Below are 20,952 nucleotides of genomic sequence, written 5' to 3'. Positions count from 1 at the left end.
TTATAGGTTGATTCCAATCAAAATCAACAAGTCAATAATGAACAAATTTTATCACAAAAGATTATGACAACTATTCAAATCATAGGAATTATCGTTGTGATCCTCCTTCTTTCAGGGTTTCGCATAGCACAGGAATATCAGCGAGGCATTGTTTTCAGACTCGGGCGGTTTTATAAGGTAAAAGGCCCGGGACTTTATTATAATATTCCTTTAATAGATTGGCAGCAACGAGTTGACATCCGTACAAAAACCGTGGATCTGGAACAGCAGGAAACCATTACAAAAGATAGCGTTACCATAAAAGTAAACGCGGTGCTTTGGTTCAAAATCACCAATCCGGAAGACGCAATTATTAAAGTAGCCGATTTCAATAAGGCCGTGTATCAATTTTCGGTAACTGCATTACGAAATATCATCGGACAGCACTCGCTGGATGAAGTATTAAGGGAAAGGGAAAAAATAAACGGAACGCTGCAACGGATTGTCGATTCGGCAACGGAGCCTTGGGGAATTAAAATTGAAATGGTAGAAATGAAAGACGTGGAAATCCCCGAAGGCATGCAAAGAGCCATGGCGCGCGAAGCCGAAGCCATTCGGGAAAAAAGAGCAAGAATTGTCAAAGCCGAAGCCGAGCTCGACGCTTCCATCAAACTTACACAAGGAGCAACAAAAATGGCGGAAAGTCCAATAGCTCTGGAACTAAGAAGGATGCAAATGCTATCCGAAATTGGTATTGATAACAACACGACTACTATTGTGCTGATTCCTTCCGATTTTACCAATGCGGCAAAGAACTTTACGGAAGTCATCTCCAAAAAGAAATCAGAGAATAAAAAACGAAAAGGAAAATAAAACCCTGAACTTTTACTCAGGGTTTCTTTTTATGTAAAACTGAGATACTCCTGCTTAAATACCGGCAATCTGTTTGAACCTGCAGGAAGAATACCCTTCTAAAATCACCCTGTGTTTTTATGTTGTCAATTTAACAAAAAAACTTTTAAAACCCTGATTATCAAGTTTTATACTTAACTTTATAGGTCGTAAAAGTCATTAAAAAACAAAGCTAAAAAATAGCAATCTAACACAAAAAAACCCCATTTTTATTATTTACAACCTGGTGCGGGTATATTATTTATTTTGCATTTGAAAACAGAATGAAGCGATATTAAAAAACTAAACTAATAAAAATGGACAAATGAAAACAACACAAAAAATTGCTGTTTTGATACTGTTGAGTATCTTCAGCGCAGTTCTTAAGATTCAGGCACAAGACATGAAAATGCCTGCCGACCACATCATGGTCATGCCCAGTGATATTAAATGGTCAGATGCTCCACCTGCTTTACCTCCAGGCGCAAAAGTAGCAGTAATAGAAGGCGACCCCAAAGTTGCAGGATTATTCACCATGCGAGTTAAAATTCCCGCCAATTATACGATAATGCCGCATTATCACCCTGCTGACGAGCATATTACTGTCATTAAAGGATCATTTAATATGGGACTTGGTGAAAAATTTGATAAAAAAATAGCGAGAGAGATGCCAACAGGCGGATTTGCAGTAATGTTGATGGGTACCCGCCATTTTGCATTTGCTAAAGAGGAAACTATCGTACAAATACACGGTATGGGGCCTTGGAATATCATCTATGTTAATCCTGCCGATGATCCGAGAAATAAGAAATAAATGTTAATTCTGGAAAAATAAATAAACCCTGAGCTTTCACTCAGGGTTTCATTTTATATAAAGAACTGAAACAACTTCAAATTAAATTCCGGCAATCTGCTTCAACTCACCAACAAAACGTTCCGCCAAAACATCTGCAGCATTTTGCGTTGGAGCTTCGGTATAAATACGGATAATCGGTTCGGTATTAGATTTTCTTAAATGCACCCATTCCGTTGGGAAATCGATTTTCACTCCGTCAATAGTTGAAATATTTTCCGAAGCATACTTTTCAGTCATCGTCTTCAAAACAGCGTCCACGTCAATCTGTGGAGTCAACTCGATTTTGTTTTTACTCATGAAATACTGAGGATATGCTGCACGCATTTCGGCAACAGTTTGTGTCTGGTTTGCCAAATGAGTCAGGAACAAAGCTACACCAACTAACGCATCGCGTCCGTAATGGATTTCAGGGTAGATGATACCGCCATTCCCTTCTCCTCCGATAATCGCATTGGATGCTTTCATCAGTTCCACCACATTTACCTCTCCTACTGCACTTGCCTCATAACTTCCGTTGTGTTTTTCGGTAATATCTCGTAATGCTCGTGAAGAAGACATGTTGGAAACCGTATTTCCAGGTGTTTTGCTCAATACATAATCGGCAACTGCCACCAAAGTATATTCTTCCCCGAACATTTCGCCATCGTTTAAAATGAAGGCCAAGCGGTCTACATCCGGATCTACTACAATTCCGAAATCGGCTTTTTCTTCCACAACCAATTTACAGATATCACCTAAATGTTCTTTCAAAGGTTCCGGATTGTGCGGGAAATGACCGTTTGGTTCGCAGTATAATTTTACTACTTCCACGCCCATTTGCTCCAATAGCTTCGGAATAATGATTCCTCCCGAAGAATTCACGCCGTCAACAACTACTTTGAACTTTCTTTTCGCTACTGCATCCACATCTACTAAAGGCAAATTCAATACCTCATCAATGTGAATGTCCATATAAGCGTCATTTTCAGTTACTGTTCCTAAACTGTCGACATCCGAAAAATCAAAAGCTTCTGCTTCGGCTATTTCCAGGATTTTGGCACCATCAGCACCGCTTAAAAACTCACCTTTCGCGTTTAATAACTTCAAAGCATTCCATTGTTTCGGATTATGCGATGCCGTTAAAATGATTCCGCCATCGGCTTTTTCCAAAGGAACAGCCACTTCTACTGTTGGTGTTGTTGACAAACCTAAATCGATTATGTCAATCCCAAGTCCAACAAGCGTATTTACCACAAGATTGTGAATCATCGGTCCGGAAATACGTGCATCACGGCCAATAACCACGGTCAATCTCTCTTTATTTATATTTTGCTTCAGAAAAGTTCCGTAAGCTGATGCGAATTTAACGGCATCAACCGGCGTCAGATTATCGCCCACTTTACCACCGATGGTTCCGCGGATTCCAGAAATGGATTTTATTAAAGTCATATAAAGGGTTATTCTAAATTTTAAATGTTAATTTTTAAATGCAGTGACAAATATAGCGAATTGTGGTTTTGAGAAAATCAATTAAAATTTAAAAATCATCATTTAAAATTATTATATTAGTAATATGAACTTTTTAGCACATATCTATCTTTCCGGCGAAAACGATCTAATCAAAATCGGAAATTTCATGGCGGATGGTATTCGCGGGCATGACTATGAGCAGTTTCCACTGGATGTACAAAAAGGAATTTTACTGCACCGCGCCATTGATACCTTTACCGATGCGCATCCTATTTTCAGGCAGAGCAAACACAGATTGCATGATGCTTACGGACATTATTCGGGCGTGATCATGGATATTTTCTACGATCATTTCCTGGCGAAAAACTGGGCACAATATTCCGATGAAAATCTGGAAGAGTATGCCAATCGGTTTTACAATTCGCTCAGGGAAAATTACGACTGGCTTACTTCAAAAACCCAAAGTATGATGCCGTCGATGATTGGCAGGAACTGGTTAGCGAGTTATTCTACCGTGGAAGGCATCGGAATGATACTTTTTCAGATGGATCATCGCACCAAAAACCGGGTTGCCATGCAAAATGCGGTTAAAGAACTTGAACAATACTACACCGAATTCGAATCGGAATTCACTGCTTTTTTCGAAGATTTACGCGCTCATGTACAACAAAAACTATCCATTTTATAATGTATTTTGTTGCTGAACTCGAAAATGCTTTCATCCAAAATGCTTCTTTGGAAACAGCGGCATCAATGGAAACTTACATGAAAAACAATTTCTCTTTCTTCGGAATCAAAACCACTCCCAGAAGAGAAATCCTGAAAGAACTCTGGAAAACTCATAAGGAAGAAGTCAAGCAAAACGCTAGAACCATTGTCTGGAAATTGTTCTCAAAAAAAGAACGGGAATTCCATTATTGTGCCATCGAAATCCTGACAAAAGAGCTCAAAAAGAACTATATCAAAGAAGATATACTACTAATCGAGAAAATGATAACAACCCATTCGTGGTGGGATAGTGTAGACACAATTGCCAAATACCTGCTAGGAAATTATCTTGTTCAGTTTCCGGAAGAGACAGGAAAAATCATTTCAAAATTTTCCGCTTCCGATAATATGTGGCTCAACCGCTCTGCCATTCTTTTTCAATTGGATTACAAAGATAGAACCGATGCGGAATTACTGTTTTCACTGTGTGAAAAGCACAAAGACTCCAAAGAGTTTTTCATTCAGAAAGCCATCGGATGGGCTTTACGTGATTACAGTCGGTTCAATCCAGAAGGTGTCAGGAATTTTGTAAGCAAAACAGACTTAAAACCGCTCAGTAAAAGGGAAGCGCTCCGAAATTTATAACAATGTTCTCACAGAAATGGTGTATTTTAGCATTTCATCCGTTTGAAAATACAAAAAATCAATGCCCACCAAAAAAGTTTCACCGTTTATTTTGTTGTTACGCAAACAATTAAAGCGTTTTGAAGCTTTTTTGTTTTTACTGAAATCTATTTTAAGCAACCGTCAGTTCCTGTACGTTTCCTGTGTGTTGGTGGGAATTTCTTCCGCTTTAGCCGTAATCGTACTGAAAACGTTTGCCCATTCGGTTTTTCGATTTGCGAACTATATTGACAGAATACTTCATTTACCTTATTCCAACAGTATCCTGCCTATTTTTGGGATTCTGTTAACCGCTTTTGTCGTTAAAAAATTCCTTGACGGAAGCATAGAAAAAGGCACCTCGCAAATCATGATTGCCGTAGCTAACAAATCAGGGATCATGCCCAAAAAACAAATGTATGCGCAAATCATAACCAGTTCACTTACTGTTGGCTTGGGAGGTTCTGCCGGATTGGAGTCACCCATTACCATTACCGGTGCGGCTTTCGGGTCTAATTACGCTCAAAAATACCGTCTGAATTATAAAGACCGGACTCTTTTGCTGGCTTGCGGCGTTGCAGCGGGAATTGCTGCAGCTTTCAACGCTCCCATAGCCGGGGTTTTGTTTTCCATCGAAGTGATTTTGGCCGATATGAGCGTCACCGCCTTCATCCCAATCATGATTTCGGCTGCAACCGGCGCTTTAGTTTCTAAAGTGATTTTACAAGAAGGAATCTTGCTGAGTTTTAAAAACCAGCTTACTTTCGACTACCACAATATCCCTTATTATATCATCCTGGGAATTTTAGCCGGATTGGTTTCGGTTTACCATGCACGAAGCTTTCGAAAAGTCGAGCATTTTTTTGGTAAATCAAAATCGCCCACCTACAAAAAAGCATTGGTTGGAGCTTCCGCTTTAGCAATTCTTATCTTCTTTTTCCCGACATTATTCGGTGAAGGTTATGAAAGCATCAAAACACTTTCGTCAGCCAATCCTGGAGTTTTACTAGAAAATACCATCCTCGATGAACACAAATCGAGCCAATGGATTTTACTGATTTTCATCGGTTTGACATTAATGATAAAATCAATAGCGACTGGACTGACATTAGGCAGTGGCGGTAATGGCGGTAACTTCGCCCCTTCCCTTTTTGTGGGTTCGTATCTTGGCTTTTTTGTGGCTCAATTTTTCAGGCTTACAGGAATCGACCGTGATTTACCCATAAGCAATTTTTCTGTAGTCGGTATGGCAGGAGTTTTAAGCGGTTTATTTCATTCGCCTTTAACTGCCATCTTCCTAATTGCCGAAATTACTGGAGGCTATGGTTTGATGGTTCCGCTTTTAATTGTGTCTTCCATCAGTTTTGCCATCTCAAAAAATCTGGAAGGCCACTCAATGGACATAAAAAACCTTGCCAATACAGGAACCGTTTTCACTTCTGATAAAGACAAAAACATCCTTTCGTCAATCGAATTGTCAAAACTCATCAAAACTGATTTTGTAACCATCAAATCCTCTTCAAAAATCGATGAGGTTGTAAAACTGCTTTCTGAAACAAAACAATCTGTTTTCCCGGTAATCAACGAACAGGATTCATTTGTTGGTGTGATTTATTTTGATTCCATCCGTCACATCATTTTCAATGCGTTTCAGGTAAAATACTCTTTACTTAGTGACATTATCGAAAGACCGGCAGCAACCATATCGTATGACGAAGTCATGGAAACAGTTATAGAAAAATTTGAAACCACCAATGCCACGCAACTGTTTGTTTTAAAAGACAACAAATGCCTGGGTTATGTCACCAAAGTAGACATTCTGGATACCTATCGCGAAAAACTGAAATCCTTCCGAATAGAATAGCTTTATCTCTAATACTACACATTACTTCTAAACAAAATAGCCCGTCACAAATTGACGGGCTATTTGTAAATGTATTGTAGCTAAATATAAGAAACTATTCCTCAATTAATCGTAATTGCAATATTTTTAAACGATTGTTGCCATCGTATGGTTTCCAAAAATAATCTTTAAGACGATCATCAAAAACCGGATACGTTCCGGCTGCTACTTCAATGTCAGCATCTGAGTCTAGATTTAAATTACTTGGTACTTTTATGGTAAGGAATTGATCGGTTACAGTTAAATATCTTGCACGGCGACTTGCATCAACGGTTAATGACCCGGCAGAACATAATTTATAGTAGCCATCAATATCAGTTCCTTGAACAGTACTAGCACCAACAGCAGGACAAGTCCAAATTCCTACAGTTCCTCCACCTCCCAGTGCTTTTGCAAAAATTGAATAGGATGCGGGGCCACTTGGATTAAGATCTGGCAGTGAAAACCTTGCAATACCATCTTTTGGAGCTAATATTTGATATTGATCAGCTTGAACCATCTGAATTTTCGTTCTTCCTTCCAGAGGAACAAAAATTTTATTGGTCATGTCCGGCCAAGGTCCTAGAAAATTTTGTGGAACCCCGATAATGTCTAAATTGTGAGATGCCTTTGCTACAGAAGGATTTTCACTAGCTCTTTCTGTTGAATTTTCATCAGCTTCTGATGAAATAGCGTCTTCTTTTGAACAGCTAATCACACCTAGCAATGTTGCCAGTGCAACAACTGCTAATAATTTAATGTTTCTCATAAATATCTTAATTTGGTTAATGATTCGAAAAAAGCGAATAGGTAGTTGGAGAAAAATACAACCTGATTTGTTTTTCGTGGATTAGTTAAGACAAATTTGAACACAAAAATTTGAAGCAAAAAAAAAATATGACTAACTGTATGAAAAATCGTTAACAGGTGATAATCAAAAAGTTAAAATAGGAAAAAATCAAAAAAATTTTATTATTTATTACTTTTCTTGATATTCATAACAATTTATTACTTGAAACAATATTGGTGCTGCATCAAAACAAAACCTTTCCCATTCCACTCTTCAATTTCGCTTCAAAATCGTACCTTTGCGTTTTGCACAATTACAAAATAAATTATGCTGAATACCGAGGATACTATTGAAGTTATCGGCGCACGCGCTCATAACCTGAAAAACATTGATGTTGTCATTCCGCGTGAAAAACTTGTGGTGATCACTGGGCTGTCGGGTTCCGGAAAATCGTCATTGGCTTTTGACACCATTTATGCCGAAGGACAACGCCGTTACATTGAGACGTTTTCCGCCTACGCCCGTCAGTTTTTGGGTGGTCTGGAGCGGCCGGACGTTGACAAGATAGATGGACTTTCCCCGGTAATTGCAATTGAGCAGAAAACAACCAGCAAAAGTCCGCGTTCCACCGTTGGAACCATCACCGAAATTTATGACTTCCTCCGATTGTTGTTCGCCAGAGCCGGAGAAGCTTACAGTTATAACACCGGTGAAAAAATGGTCTCTTATTCCGACGATCAGATTAAGGAACTTATTTTTGAAAACTTCAACGGAAAACGCATCAACATATTAGCTCCAATAATCCGTTCACGTAAAGGACATTACCGTGAATTATTTGAGCAAATCTCCAAACAGGGCTTTGTAAAAGTACGTGTCGACGGAGAAATCCGCGATTTGGAATTCGGAATGAAAGTCGACCGTTACAAAACCCACGATATCGAAACGGTAATCGACAGAATGGCAATTGATTCGACCGAAGAAGTAGACAAACGCCTGACGGAAAGTATCAAAACGGCCATGTACCACGGAGACGGCATTATGATGGTTATCGAACAGGAAAGTCAGGAAGTTCGTTATTTCAGTAGAAATTTAATGTGTCCTACCACGGGAATCTCCTATCCGAATCCGGAGCCGAACAATTTCTCGTTCAACTCTCCAAAAGGAGCCTGCCCGCATTGCAACGGACTGGGAACTGTAAACGAAATCAATCAGAACAAGATTATCCCAAACCAGAAATTATCCATCAAACAAGGAGGATTTGCCCCATTGGGCGAACAAAAAAGCACATGGATTTTCAAGCAATTGGAATTTATCGGTGAAAAATTCGGTTTCAAACTAACTGATCCCATCGAATCCATTCCAGCTGAGGCCATGGACATGATTTTAAACGGTGGAAACGAGAAATTCTCAGTGGTTTCCAAAGTGATGGGCATTACCAAAGACTATAAAATCGATTTTGAAGGAATTTCCAATTTCATCAAAAATCAATATGAGGAAAGTGATTCAGCTTCCATAAAACGCTGGGCCAAAGAATTCATGGACGAAATCGAATGTCCGGAATGCCACGGAACCCGCTTACGAAAAGAATCCTTATATTTTAAAATAAACGAAAAAAACATTGGCGATTTATCGTCTATGGATATCGATGAACTGAGCGGATGGTTTAAAAATCTGGACGCTCATTTATCCGAAAAGCAAAAAGCCATTGCAGTCGAAGTGGTTAAAGAAATTAAAGCCCGTCTTCAGTTTTTGGTGGATGTGGGACTAAATTATCTGGCATTGCACAGAAGTTCAAAATCCCTTTCCGGTGGTGAAGCACAACGAATCCGATTGGCAACTCAGATTGGTTCGCAATTGGTTGGAGTACTTTACATTCTGGATGAGCCTAGTATCGGTTTACATCAACGCGATAATGAGAAACTGATCCATTCGTTAGAGCAATTACGCGACATCGGAAACTCGGTTATTGTGGTCGAACACGATAAAGACATGATAGAGAGAGCCGATTATGTGATCGACATTGGTCCAAAAGCAGGGCGTTTTGGAGGAGAAATTATCAGTATAGGAACACCGGCCGAATTACTCAAAGAAAACACCATTACAGCACAATTCCTGAATGGTAAAATGGAAATCGCCGTTCCGAAAACACGTCGAGAAGGCAATGGAAAAGTCTTGAAGTTAACCGGAGCGACAGGAAATAACCTGAAAAATGTTTCGGTGGAATTACCGTTAGGCAAGCTTATTTGCGTTACGGGGGTTTCAGGAAGCGGAAAATCGACATTGATTAATGAAACGCTTTATCCTATTCTCAATACCCATTTCTTCAATGCCGTAAAAAAACCACAGCCTTATAAAAAAATTGAAGGCCTGGAACATATCGACAAGGTAATCGATATTGACCAAAGTCCGATCGGGCGTACACCACGCTCCAATCCGGCTACGTATACCGATGTTTTCTCGGAAATCAGAAGTTTATACACACAAACACCTGAAGCAATGATTCGCGGTTACAAACCGGGACGTTTCAGTTTTAATGTATCCGGCGGACGTTGTGAAACCTGCGAAGGCTCGGGTGTGAGAACCATCGAAATGAGCTTCCTTCCGGATGTTTATGTGGAATGCGAAACCTGTCAGGGCAAGCGTTTTAACAGGGAGACACTGGAAATCCGCTATAAAGGAAAATCGATTTCGGATGTATTGGAAATGACTGTAGATGAAGCGGTTCCTTTCTTTGAAAACATTCCGAAAATCTATCGTAAAATCAAAACGATACAGGACGTTGGATTGGGGTACATTACACTTGGTCAGCAAAGTACAACGCTCTCGGGAGGTGAGGCCCAGCGTATCAAACTGGCAACCGAATTATCCAAAAAAGATACCGGAAATACCTTTTACATTCTTGATGAACCAACAACAGGATTACACTTTGAAGACATTCGCGTATTGATGGACGTAATCAACAAACTCGTTGACAAAGGAAACACCGTTTTGATTATCGAACACAACATGGACGTAATTAAACTTGCCGATTACATAATCGATATCGGATATGAAGGAGGAAAAGGCGGAGGTGAATTAATTGCCAAGGGAACACCTGAAGAAATCATTAAAAATAAACGTAGTTACACCGCCCAATTCCTGAAAAAAGAGTTATCTTAGTAAGACTAAAGACTAACTTTTACTTAATGGAAAAGATGATGAAAGATGATTATTTAAATGACGAAGACAGAATTCATGATAAATTTAAAAGAAAAACCTGGAACGAGATTCGTGCTAACGACTCGTGGGCTATCTTTAAAATTATGTCGGAATTCGTTAATGGTTATGAATCCATGGGGAGAATTGGTCCCTGCGTTACCATATTTGGATCCGCAAGAACACAGCCGGATAATAAATATTACATTTTGGCAGAAAAGATTGCCTATAAACTCAGTCAGTCGGGTTATGGTGTAATTACCGGTGGAGGTCCCGGGATCATGGAAGCCGGAAACAAAGGAGCCCATTTAGGCAACGGAATTTCGGTGGGTTTAAATATTGATTTACCCTTTGAGCAACATCACAACCCATATATTGACAAAGACAAGAACCTTAATTTCGATTATTTCTTCGTTCGTAAAGTAATGTTCGTGAAATATTCTCAGGGCTTTGTAGTTATGCCGGGAGGTTTTGGAACTTTGGACGAATTTTTCGAAGCGGTTACCCTTATCCAAACCAAGAAAATAGGCAAATTCCCTATCATTTTGGTTGGAAGGAGTTTTTGGTCCGGACTATTGGAATGGATCAAAAACGTACTCATTAACGAAGAGAAAAATGCAGATATAGAAGACATGAACCTGATTAAGGTTGTAGATACCGAAGATGAAGTTCTTGAAGTACTTGATACATTCTATAAAAAATACAATCTCAGTCCGAACTTCTAAAAAATCACAAGCCTTCATTTTGGAGGCTTTTTTATTTAAAATCAGACCGATAAGTCAAAATCAAAAAAAATAAGAAAAGTACTTCTTTGAAAAATTTTTCATAACTTTATTTACGGTAAACAATTTTTCAACCATGAGTAAAGGAGCACTTCGCGAAGACAAAACCTGTTTAAACTGCGGTACAAAGGTTGAAGGCCGTTTTTGTCCTCTTTGCGGACAGGAAAACACAGAAACGCGAAAGTCATTTCATTATCTTTTTACCCATACCGCTGAAGACCTTGTTCACTACGACAGTGGTTTTTGGACAACCATAAAATACTTACTCTTCCACCCTGCCCGATTAACCCGGGAATATCTTTCAGGAAGAAGGAAAAGTTACGTCGTACCTGTTAAATTGTATATTTTTATAAGTTTTATTACCTTCTTCATCACGAGTTTCTTTATCAATCTGGACGACATGACTGTTAATGATAAAAGTGGTCCGGTTGCCATTAATGAAACAGCTCCAAAAGAATTTCAAGAAAAGAAAGGAATCAATATCAACTATTCCACCGAGAGTCCTGTTGATGAAAAAGTGATTTCAAACAGTGGTGAAAAAGTAATTTCAAACAGTGCTGAAAAAATAATTTCAAAAAATGATGAGTACGGGTGGGTTCCCGGTAGTGAATCAGTACGCGAACTCGATTCGGTTCAGAATTCACTTCCGGAAAACAAACGGATGTCGAAACTGCAATACTGGTTTACCAAAAGGTTGGTTATGATTGCCGAACACAATACCATGCAGGAAGCCTTCCGAAAATCGCTTGAACTTTTTTTCCGGAATCTTCCAAAACTTCTCTTTTTGTACATGCCCTTTTTTGCTTTTTGGCTGTGGCTGATCCATGGAAAAAAACGTTGGTTTTATTTTGACCACGGAATCTTCACGCTCCACTATTTTTCATTCCTTCTTTTATTGACAAGTATCCTTATGATATTGGTGTGGTTATTAAATATGGGCGACGGGCTTGCAATGGATATCATTTTGGGCCTTTTATTTACCGTTTACATGTTCTGGCCCATTATTTATTTTTACAAAGCCCATAAAAGACTTTATGGTGAAAGTAAAATAATTTCATTTTTGAAAAGTTCAGCATTATTTTTAATAAATTTCACTACCTTTTGGATTATTCTTGCATTGTACAGTTTATACACTTTTATGAGCATTCATTAAATACTGTACTTTTTTTGAAACAAAAAGTTCTTTTTAGCTACTAATTTGAGAAACACACCATCTATGAAAAAGATACTCATCCTAAGTTTTGCACTTTCGCTAAGTTTCGCTAGCTGTACCTCACAGCAGAAACTGGCGGAACCCACTAAAAATTCACGTGATACTTATATAAAATCAATAAGTTCAGAAAACTTAAAGAAAAACCTTTTTGTTATTGCCTCAGATGAAATGGAAGGTAGAAATACCGGAGAACCTGGCCAGAAAAAAGCCGGGGAATACATAATCAGTCAGTACAAAAAAATGGGAATCTCTTATCCGAAAGGAGCTGACAGCTACTACCAAAAAGTACCTTCCGAATTCATGAAAAAAGGATTTGCTCCGAAATTAAATGATTCTGAAAACATTTGGGCATTTATCGAAGGTTCTGAAAAACCAGAAGAAGTATTGATTATTTCCGCTCATTATGACCACGTTGGAATGAAAAACGGAGAAGTTTACAACGGTGCTGATGATGACGGATCGGGAACAGTTGGGGTTATGGAAATTGCAAAAGCATTTATGGAAGCTAAAAAAGCAGGACACGGACCAAAACGTTCCATTTTATTTCTTCATGTAACAGGAGAAGAACACGGACTTCATGGTTCGAGATATTATTCCGAGAATCCGTTATTCCCGATTGCCAATACCATAGCCGATATCAATATTGACATGATCGGGCGTCGCGACAACCTAAATCCTAACGACAATAATTATATTTATGTGATTGGATCGGATCGTTTAAGTTCTGATTTGCACCGAATGAACGAAGAAGCGAATAAAGAAACTGTAAACCTGCGTTTAGACTACAAATACAACGACAGAAACGATCCTGAGCAGATTTACTATCGTTCAGACCATTACAACTTTGCAAAAAAAGGAATTCCGGCTATTTTCTTTTTTAACGGAATTCACGATGACTATCATAAGTCTACCGATACTCCAGATAAAATCGAATATGATTTGTTAGCCAAAAGAACAAAACTGGCTTTTGCTTTAGCGTGGAAACTGGCGAACAGCGAAAATAGACCGGTAGTTGACAAAGACGGTAAATAATAAAAAAAGCTCCTATTGATGTAGGAGCTTTTTTGTATGTATTCAAATCTACAATTCTTCTTTTACAGCAGCGTCGGGTGCATTTTTCTTAACCGATTCGATGCCATTTTCACGAGCTGATTCTGATTCATACATTTCACTGTTTCCAATGATTTGTCCGTTTGATGCTTTCAGATTAAAATAAGGCTTTCCGTTTTTTGATTCCAATCTCTCAAATCGGCCATCATCCTGAGAATTTTTCTTAACCGATTCGATACCGTTTTCGCAGGCCGCTTTTGTTGTATACCCTTCACTAGCCAAAATAACCTGACCATTTCCTGCTTTTAAAACAAATTGAAACTCGCCATTTGCTCTTTTTGTAATTAAAAATGAACCCATAATTTATATTTTATTGATTAGTAATTGATTTACTACTAAAATAGTAAGATTATGGTTAACTTTTCAAAAATTGAAGAAATTTAATATCAGCATGCTAAAGTCTTTTTCACATAGCATTTTAGGCTCTGCCTTGTGTAAATTCCCTGACTGCACGAATCTTTCTCCTGAATACTCTCTTTTGTTATTCCTAATACCATTGTAAAAGACAGTATGCCAATTTCGAAGCTACGTTGAATTTTCATTTTTAAAACAAGCATCATTTTGTCGGCTTGAATATTAACAACGTAGGTACTCTTCCTGCAGCTTCATTTGTAATTATCATTGTGCCATCCTTCAAAAAAGTTATTCCTTCCGCTTTAGCAAATAAATCGTCATTGAGACGTTCCATATTACGTATTTCACCTTGCTCATTTATCACCAATAGTAACTTATCCGCTGCTGATATAATATAAATATCTGAAGTTTGCGGGTGGACAGCCAGACTTGAGGGCCGGAAATTAAAAGGCCTTAGTTTTCCTGTCTCCGTATTGTTTTGCTGAACGATACTGAATTCTCTAGCAGCAGCCTCCAGTTCAATTGTATTTATACTATAAACAGGATTTTTATTTAATTTGTTTTTGATCAAATCAAACTCATAAATAAATCTTTCCGATTTATAGTCATGATTCATTGGTTTGCTTTTTGCTGCAATAAGGAGTCGGTTTTTTCTGTTGTCAAAGCAAAGTCCTTCATTATTTGTCGTTTGAAGTGGCAGCATAGTATGAGAGACTTTTCCCGACCCCGTTTTTGGGTTAAAATTTTTCCATTCCGTCAACCTTCCGTCACTCCTCAGGATAAAGAGTGATTTACCGGTGAAAGTCAGCCCCTCAAAATCGCCAACACTGTCAAATTTATGTCTGGCTATAATAGAATCAACCAGAAAATTATAAATAAACACCGTTCCAATCTCATCTTGAACGCAAGCTACGTGAGCCGAATCAATATCTGTTAATCCCGACACTTCTTCGAGAATAGCAGGTAAATGATATTTTTTGTTTGGTTTACTAAGGCTGTACGGTATCACAGAACGGGAACTGTCTGTTGGAGCCGAAATATTATTCTGAATTTTAAAAACGTTATTTGGTCTTCTGGTTGTCTGCGATTCACAACTGGAAACAAATAAACAAACCAAAAATAGCTTAAAAAATCTGTTCATAACAAAAGGATATCTAGTAACGTTACATTTGATTTTAAAACAACTGAGACTTATTTTTTCAAAATGATTTTTTAATTGACGATTCCGAATTCAGTTTCAATTTTCACAAAACACACACCGTCGTTAATTTCCTTTAAGCAGTTTTATCGCAATAACAAATATACGAAAGAAACTTCAGTCAAAGTGATTATGAAAAGTCTTAAAATAAACTTCCAAAAAACAATTAACTCTAAAAATCAAACACTTACACAGGCAAAAAAGTGATTTACCTTATAATTACAAAGCTTGCTGCTCTACGCTAAAAAGGAACGAAATACCGGTTTGTAAATTCTCTTTCAATTGAAATATTCTCCAAATAAATACATTTTTTATTTTAATTAAAAAACACATGTTGCTCACAATCAGCAACATAGTAAAAATATAACTAACTTTACAACAAATTTCAGCATCAATATATTTAACAAAATTAAGTTAGAAGATCAAAGGAACAGTTAAAACAAAATTTCGGATTTCAGGGAGAGGGATTTTAGTTTTTGATGGCAAAAGATAAAATGATGAGCACATTTAGGTAAAATAGTTATTACTAAAAAGTGTCTCTTATTTTATTCAATCGTTTTAAGTCGAAACTTAAACTAAAAAAGACAATGAAAAAATCTATATTTATACTGACCATATCAAATTTCTTAGCAGGAATACTAGGGACAAGTTGTAAATCGGATGCAGATACAGAAATTACAACTGAAGAAGCTCAGATAAAGCGAGAAGCAATTGAACGCATGGAAATGGAAATGGAAGAGGAAGAATTGATTGACTCTATCAAAAAGATAAATATTGCCAAAAATGACAGCATAGCATGGAACGCCTTTAAAAAAGAAGTTAAGAATGAGATAGAAGTCAACAAAAAACTCATCGACAATTTAAAATCACAAATCAGAAAGACAACTAAAAAGTCAGATGAGGCTCTTTTAGAAAATGTCAGCCAGATTGAAAAGACAAATGTCGATTTACTCGTAAAAGTAGACAGTTACACAATTAGTAGCGAAGATGATTGGGAAGACTTTAAAAAAGAACTCGAATATCAACTGGAGGAACTAGACAAATCAATCGACAAATTAATACACACCAAGAAAAAATAAAAAAGCTCCGAGTTTCCTCGAAGCTTTTCAGTAGTAAGGGTGAAAGACGGGTCTCGAACCCGCGACCTTCGGAACCACAATCCGACGCTCTAACCAACTGAGCTACAATCACCATTTGATTACGGGTGCAAATATAGGGCATTTATCGTTTTTCGCAAATATTTTTTAAAAAAAATTATCGCAAATCTCCTAAACTATTGACAGCCAAATATCTTTCAACCGTAAATCCTTCGCCAAAATCAGTTCCAATGAGCCTTCCAAGGTCCTGAGCCCGGTAAATCAGACTGTCTTTAAAGTTTTTTGTGGCTATTGGCGTAATCGGTTCGTTGGAATTAGGCTCATAAAATTGCGAACTGTAAGCCATAATTGCTTCAACCTTTTTTTCGACAAACCCGGTTACGTCCACTACAAAATCAGGTTCGATGTTTTTCCACTGTATATAATGGTAGACTAAATTCGGTCGCCATGCTTCCTGCTGTGCTCCGTCCGCCTCGGTTTCTATTCGGCGTAACCCGGAAAGAAAACAAGCATCGGAAACCAACTTACTTCCTTTTGCATGGTCGATATGCCTATCGTCTACCGCATTGCACAAAACGATTTCCGGCTTATACTTTCGAATCATCTTGATAATTTCCAACTGATGGGTTTCATCATTTACAAAAAATCCGTCACGGAACCTCAAATTTTCACGAACAGTAACCCCCAGCATTTTAGCCGCTTTGGCTGATTCTTCATCACGTATTTCAGCCGAGCCTCTGGTTCCCAGCTCACCTCTTGTCAAATCAACAATTCCTACTTTCTTTCCCAACGAGATTTCTTTAGCAATCGTTGCTCCGCAGCCTAACTCAACATCATCGGGATGCGACCCAAAGGCAAGTATATCTAATTTCATATATTAATTCAGAATTTTTTTCATCGTCATTGATTTGTTGACCGTTTCCAGGAATTCCTTTTCCGGGTCACTATCCTTGGTGATTCCGCAGCCTACAAACAAATGTGCTTTTTTATCTTTTATTTTCATACACCGTAAATTGACAAACAAATCGGAATTTTTACTTCTTCCCGTTGCAAAATCCATATTCAGTTCGCCTAAAAAACCGGCATAATATTCACGATCGTATCCTTCGTTCTGCAGAATAAAATCTTTGGCCAACAATTTCGGATAACCACAAACAGCGGGCGTTGGGTGCAAAATTTTCAACACAGGTTTTAGACTGTTGGCGTTATTCATTTTTGCGGAAATATCCGTTTTGATATGCAGCAAATTACCTGCATAAGCCGTATAGGGACTGGAAACTGTCTGCTCCGAAACATGATCTTTAAGATTTTCCAATATAAAATCAGTCACCAATTGCTGTTCGTCTTTTTCTTTCTGCTTCCAAATCACATCTTCTTTCCCTTTATTTACTTTGGTTCCAGCCAGGGCCACAGTATGAATTTCAAAATCTTTCACTTTTAAAAGCTGCTCTGGAGTTGCTCCCATCCACATACCTACTTTCGGATGGAAAAAACAGTATTTAAAGGCCTGAGGGTAATTGATTAAAAGCTTCTGAAAAAAATCGACTGTATCAAAGTGGTCTAAGTTCACGATTTCTTCTCTGGAAAGCACTACTTTTTTAAAATATCCGGCGTGAATTTCGTCTACTGCTTTTGCAACCAGATTTTCGAAATCATTCTTGGCTTTTTCGTCAATTTCGTAAAAAATCGCCGGAAGATTCTCAGTAGGAGAACTTTTAAAAGACTCTACAATAACGTCCAGATGATTTTCGGGCAAGATAATATAATTTTCCCCATCGAAGGGCGCAAATACAAATCCATTCTCCTCAAATGATTCCACAAAATACAAATGATCATTGCGCTGAAACAACCCTACAATTTCTTTCGCATTCGGCTTGGAATATAAAACAAAAGGAAGCTGTTGTTCCTGATGCGTTTTTACTTTTAAAAATATATCAGTCATGTTTCTTTTTTCTTGGCAGCACCATCGTTGTGAGTTTGCACAATGAAACCAGTTTTTCCTCTTCATCAACGATTCTGATTTCCCACAAATGAATACTGGCGCCTTTGTGAATAATTTTAGCGGTGGCCGTAACCACCCCTTCCCTTTTACTTCTTAAATGATTGGCCGAAATTTCAATGCCTCTCACTTCCTGCTTTTCCCCATTAACAAACATCATAGATGCAGCACTCCCTACACTTTCTGCAAGAGCAACGGAAGCACCACCGTGCAAGAGGCCCATCGGCTGATGTACTCGTGGGTTAACAGGCATGGTGGCCGTTAAAAAATCTTCACCGGCATCGGTAAATTGAATTTCCAACGTTTCCATTAAAGTATTTTTACCATATGAATTGCAGCGTTGTAGTACTTTATCTTTATCAAATGACATATTTTTTTCTTTAGATGTGTAAATTTATAAATGTAATACCAATTCAACTACCCTGATTTAAACTAATTTGCTAAAAATCTATTTAAAAATAGTTAATTTGGCTAAAGCAAACTTCTTTTAAGTTTAAAAAAATCAATACTTTTACAGAAAACAAGTTTTTTCTTATGCGTCATTACATTTATATACTTTTTATCGGATTTATACTAACGCTTACCTCCTGCCGACAGGATTTTGAATTTGAACCAAGTACCGGAGGATTACAATTTTCGAAACAAACTGTATATCTTGACACTGTTTTCACCAATATCGGCTCGAGCACTTATAACCTTAAAGTTTACAATAACAGCGATAAAGACATTAAGATACCAACAATACAGCTTGGCGAAGGCGAAAATTCAAAATACCGCCTGATGGTAGACGGAATACCAGGCAAAGTATTCAATAATGTAGAATTACTAGCCAAAGACAGCATGTTTATTTTCATAGAAACTACTATTGATTACAACGAATATGCCAACCCGGATTCAGAATACCTTTATACTGACAAAATAGAATTCCACAATATCAGTGGCGCTCCGCAAACCGTTGATTTGGTTACTTTGGTGAGAGATGCTTATTTTTTGTATCCGAAACGTTTTTCCGACGGAACCTATGAAACCCTCCCTATCGGAGAGGAAGAAATCTATGGTTTTTTCTTAGACCATAATGATCCTGTAAACGGAGACGAATACCATTGGAATAATTCAAAACCCTATGTGATTTATGGTTACGCAGCAGTTCCCAGCAACGAAACCCTGAATATAGACCCAGGTGCGAAAATCCATTTTCATGCCGATTCCGGTTTGATCATCGGAAACGGAGGAACTATCAATGCTCTTGGTGATTATTCCACTTACGATTCTGAAGGGAATATTTTAGTCGATAATGAAATCACTTTTGAAAGCGATCGTCTTGAACCTGATTTCTCAGATATCGCCGGACAATGGGGTACCGTTTGGATGACTGAAGGAAGTGCAGGAAGTTTCAAGAACATTACCATTAAAAACGCAACCGTTGGCTTGCTGATAGACCATAATCCAAGTGTAATTAACATGACGGATGTACAGATTTACAATTGTTCGAATTTCGGAATCTTAGCCAGAACAGCGACAATCAACGGACAAAACGTGGTAATCAACAACTGCGGTCAGGCCGGATTAGCCTGTTCACTGGGTGGTGATTACAATTTTACACATTGCACGTTTGCTAATTACTGGCCAAGACCTAACCAAGTTCCGGTTTATATCGACAACGGCAATGAAACAAATCCTTATGATCTGACCAATGCAAATTTCACCAACTGCATTATTTACGGATCGGGTAGTTACGGAATTTCATTAAAAAAGACGGATGCAGCCGCTTTTAACTATAATTTCAGAAATTGTCTGATCAAGTTTATTGATTTTGGCCAATTTGAAGATGATCCCTTATATCCAATAGCAAACACGGCTAATTACCCAGGCTGTATCATCGCCGAAAACTCAAATACCAATAAACCTAATTTCAAAAATCCATCGAAAAATCAGTTGATCATTGGTGATAATTCAACAGCAAAAGGTACTGCAGATCAAACGTTTTCAACATTCAACGATATTTTAAATAAGCCAAGGACCGGTGCAACAGATATGGGCGCTTATAACCACATTGTTTTTCCAAATTAATTATTAATCAACAACCAAAATAATTATGAACAAAACAATTTTAACTCTGGCAATTGCATCTTTAAGTTTGATTGCCTGCAAAAAAGAAGAAGAGAAAAAAACAGAAACCCCTGAAACAACAACGGAAACTCCTGCCGCAGAACCTGAAACAACTGCAGCAGTCCCGGATTCGGCAACTATTACCAAAGCATGGACAGAGTACGCCACTGTTGGTGAGGCTCAAAAAATGATGGCCATGGAAAACGGAATGTGGTCCGGTGACATGACCATGTGGATGTCTGCCGGTGCGGAGCCGACTAAGAGCACTACCACTGCCGAATACAAAATGGTATTGGGAGGCCGTTATCAGGAAGGAATCTACAAAGGAAACTTCATGGGATCGCCATTTGAAGGAAAGGGTACCCTGGCCTACGATAATGCCACTCAGGAATACACTTCTACTTGGATTGACAACATGGGTACCGGAATAATGATCATGAAAGGGAAATACGACCCAGCCACAAAAATGTTCAGTTTTGAAGGCGACGCTGTGGATCCGGTAACAAAAAAGACGAAAAAAATGAGAGAAACGATTACCATAGTTGATGACAATACCCGAAAAATGGAAATGTACGACACAGGTTATGATGGTAAAGAATTCAAAACCATGGAAATCATTTCGACCAGAAAGAAATAGAAATCGTATGAATAATACTGTAAAAAGCACAAGTCAAATC

At 38.1% G+C, this 20,952-nt stretch carries 19 protein-coding genes and 1 tRNA gene; 12 read left to right on the top strand and 8 right to left on the bottom strand.

Annotated features, from left to right (window positions below):
• Positions 1–63: 63 nt before the first annotated feature.
• Positions 64–852, top strand: a complete 789-nt coding sequence (locus LZF87_RS08575; RefSeq protein ID WP_244338517.1) for a slipin family protein — start codon at positions 64–66, stop codon at positions 850–852.
• Positions 853–1,195: 343 nt separating this feature from the next.
• Positions 1,196–1,684: a cupin domain-containing protein gene (locus tag LZF87_RS08570; protein ID WP_244338515.1), complete on the top strand. Its 489-nt coding sequence runs from the start codon at positions 1,196–1,198 to the stop codon at positions 1,682–1,684.
• An 81-nt stretch (positions 1,685–1,765) separates the two neighbouring features.
• On the opposite strand, the gene glmM is transcribed toward LZF87_RS08570, so the two are convergent.
• Positions 1,766–3,154 carry a phosphoglucosamine mutase gene (gene glmM / locus LZF87_RS08565; protein ID WP_244338513.1) on the bottom strand — a complete coding sequence of 463 codons (1,389 nt, stop codon included), beginning with the start codon at positions 3,152–3,154 and terminating at the stop codon, positions 1,766–1,768.
• A gap of 124 nt (positions 3,155–3,278) precedes the next feature.
• Between glmM and LZF87_RS08560 the strand changes: the two genes are divergently transcribed.
• From LZF87_RS08560 to LZF87_RS08550, 3 genes are all read left to right on the top strand, one after another.
• A complete protein-coding gene (locus LZF87_RS08560; RefSeq protein ID WP_244338511.1) occupies positions 3,279–3,863 on the top strand; it encodes an ACP phosphodiesterase in 585 nt (194 codons plus the stop codon).
• Positions 3,863–4,528, top strand: a complete 666-nt coding sequence (locus LZF87_RS08555) for a DNA alkylation repair protein (protein WP_244338510.1) — start codon at positions 3,863–3,865, stop codon at positions 4,526–4,528. Before LZF87_RS08560 ends, LZF87_RS08555 begins: the two co-directional genes overlap by 1 nt.
• Before the next feature lie 61 nt (positions 4,529–4,589).
• On the top strand, positions 4,590–6,410 hold the full coding sequence (locus LZF87_RS08550) for a chloride channel protein (protein WP_244338508.1): 1,821 nt from the start codon (positions 4,590–4,592) through the stop codon (positions 6,408–6,410).
• 94 nt (positions 6,411–6,504) lie between these two features.
• Here LZF87_RS08550 and LZF87_RS08545 read toward each other — a convergent pair whose 3' ends face one another.
• Positions 6,505–7,197 carry a hypothetical protein gene (locus tag LZF87_RS08545; RefSeq protein ID WP_244338506.1) on the bottom strand — a complete coding sequence of 231 codons (693 nt, stop codon included), beginning with the start codon at positions 7,195–7,197 and terminating at the stop codon, positions 6,505–6,507.
• Between the two features lie 348 nt (positions 7,198–7,545).
• Between LZF87_RS08545 and uvrA the strand changes: the two genes are divergently transcribed.
• The 4 genes from uvrA (at position 7,546) to LZF87_RS08525 (ending at position 13,440) form a co-directional block, all read left to right on the top strand.
• On the top strand, positions 7,546–10,377 hold the full coding sequence (gene uvrA / locus LZF87_RS08540; protein ID WP_244338504.1) for an excinuclease ABC subunit UvrA: 2,832 nt from the start codon (positions 7,546–7,548) through the stop codon (positions 10,375–10,377).
• Positions 10,378–10,412: 35 nt separating this feature from the next.
• Positions 10,413–11,138, top strand: a complete 726-nt coding sequence (locus tag LZF87_RS08535) for a TIGR00730 family Rossman fold protein (protein ID WP_244343809.1) — start codon at positions 10,413–10,415, stop codon at positions 11,136–11,138.
• Between the two features lie 133 nt (positions 11,139–11,271).
• Positions 11,272–12,348, top strand: coding sequence for a DUF3667 domain-containing protein (locus LZF87_RS08530; protein ID WP_244338502.1), 1,077 nt, complete (start codon positions 11,272–11,274; stop codon positions 12,346–12,348).
• A 63-nt stretch (positions 12,349–12,411) separates the two neighbouring features.
• Complete coding sequence (locus LZF87_RS08525; RefSeq protein WP_244338501.1) at positions 12,412–13,440, top strand: M28 family metallopeptidase; 1,029 nt, start codon at positions 12,412–12,414, stop codon at positions 13,438–13,440.
• Between the two features lie 48 nt (positions 13,441–13,488).
• Here LZF87_RS08525 and LZF87_RS08520 read toward each other — a convergent pair whose 3' ends face one another.
• Positions 13,489–13,818 carry a YegP family protein gene (locus tag LZF87_RS08520; protein ID WP_244338499.1) on the bottom strand — a complete coding sequence of 110 codons (330 nt, stop codon included), beginning with the start codon at positions 13,816–13,818 and terminating at the stop codon, positions 13,489–13,491.
• Between the two features lie 256 nt (positions 13,819–14,074).
• Positions 14,075–15,013, bottom strand: coding sequence for an SdiA-regulated domain-containing protein (locus LZF87_RS08515; RefSeq protein WP_244338497.1), 939 nt, complete (start codon positions 15,011–15,013; stop codon positions 14,075–14,077).
• 644 nt (positions 15,014–15,657) lie between these two features.
• On the opposite strand from LZF87_RS08515, the gene LZF87_RS08510 reads away from it, so the two are divergent.
• Entirely contained in the window at positions 15,658–16,149 is a 492-nt protein-coding gene (locus tag LZF87_RS08510; RefSeq protein WP_244338495.1) for a hypothetical protein, read from the top strand.
• 37 nt (positions 16,150–16,186) lie between these two features.
• On the opposite strand, the gene LZF87_RS08505 is transcribed toward LZF87_RS08510, so the two are convergent.
• The 4 genes from LZF87_RS08505 to LZF87_RS08490 all read right to left on the bottom strand — a co-directional run bounded on the left by LZF87_RS08505 (position 16,187) and on the right by LZF87_RS08490 (position 18,536).
• A tRNA-His gene (locus LZF87_RS08505) sits at positions 16,187–16,262 on the bottom strand.
• A gap of 62 nt (positions 16,263–16,324) precedes the next feature.
• On the bottom strand, positions 16,325–17,041 hold the full coding sequence (gene bshB1, locus LZF87_RS08500) for a bacillithiol biosynthesis deacetylase BshB1 (RefSeq protein WP_244338493.1): 717 nt from the start codon (positions 17,039–17,041) through the stop codon (positions 16,325–16,327).
• A 3-nt stretch (positions 17,042–17,044) separates the two neighbouring features.
• On the bottom strand, positions 17,045–18,109 hold the full coding sequence (locus LZF87_RS08495) for an isochorismate synthase (RefSeq protein WP_244338492.1): 1,065 nt from the start codon (positions 18,107–18,109) through the stop codon (positions 17,045–17,047).
• Complete coding sequence (locus tag LZF87_RS08490; RefSeq protein WP_244338490.1) at positions 18,102–18,536, bottom strand: PaaI family thioesterase; 435 nt, start codon at positions 18,534–18,536, stop codon at positions 18,102–18,104. Before LZF87_RS08490 ends, LZF87_RS08495 begins: the two co-directional genes overlap by 8 nt.
• A gap of 164 nt (positions 18,537–18,700) precedes the next feature.
• Between LZF87_RS08490 and LZF87_RS08485 the strand changes: the two genes are divergently transcribed.
• Together LZF87_RS08485 and LZF87_RS08480 are read left to right on the top strand one after the other, a co-directional pair.
• Positions 18,701–20,236, top strand: coding sequence for a hypothetical protein (locus tag LZF87_RS08485; protein WP_244338488.1), 1,536 nt, complete (start codon positions 18,701–18,703; stop codon positions 20,234–20,236).
• Between the two features lie 25 nt (positions 20,237–20,261).
• A complete protein-coding gene (locus LZF87_RS08480) occupies positions 20,262–20,912 on the top strand; it encodes a DUF1579 domain-containing protein (protein ID WP_244338486.1) in 651 nt (216 codons plus the stop codon).
• Positions 20,913–20,952 lie beyond the last annotated feature (40 nt).

The sequence above is a fragment of the Flavobacterium enshiense genome (genome assembly GCF_022836875.1).
GTDB lineage: Bacteria > Bacteroidota > Bacteroidia > Flavobacteriales > Flavobacteriaceae > Flavobacterium > Flavobacterium enshiense_A.
Note: the sequence above shows the minus strand (reverse complement) of the source record. Positions and strands in the feature narration are given on the sequence as shown.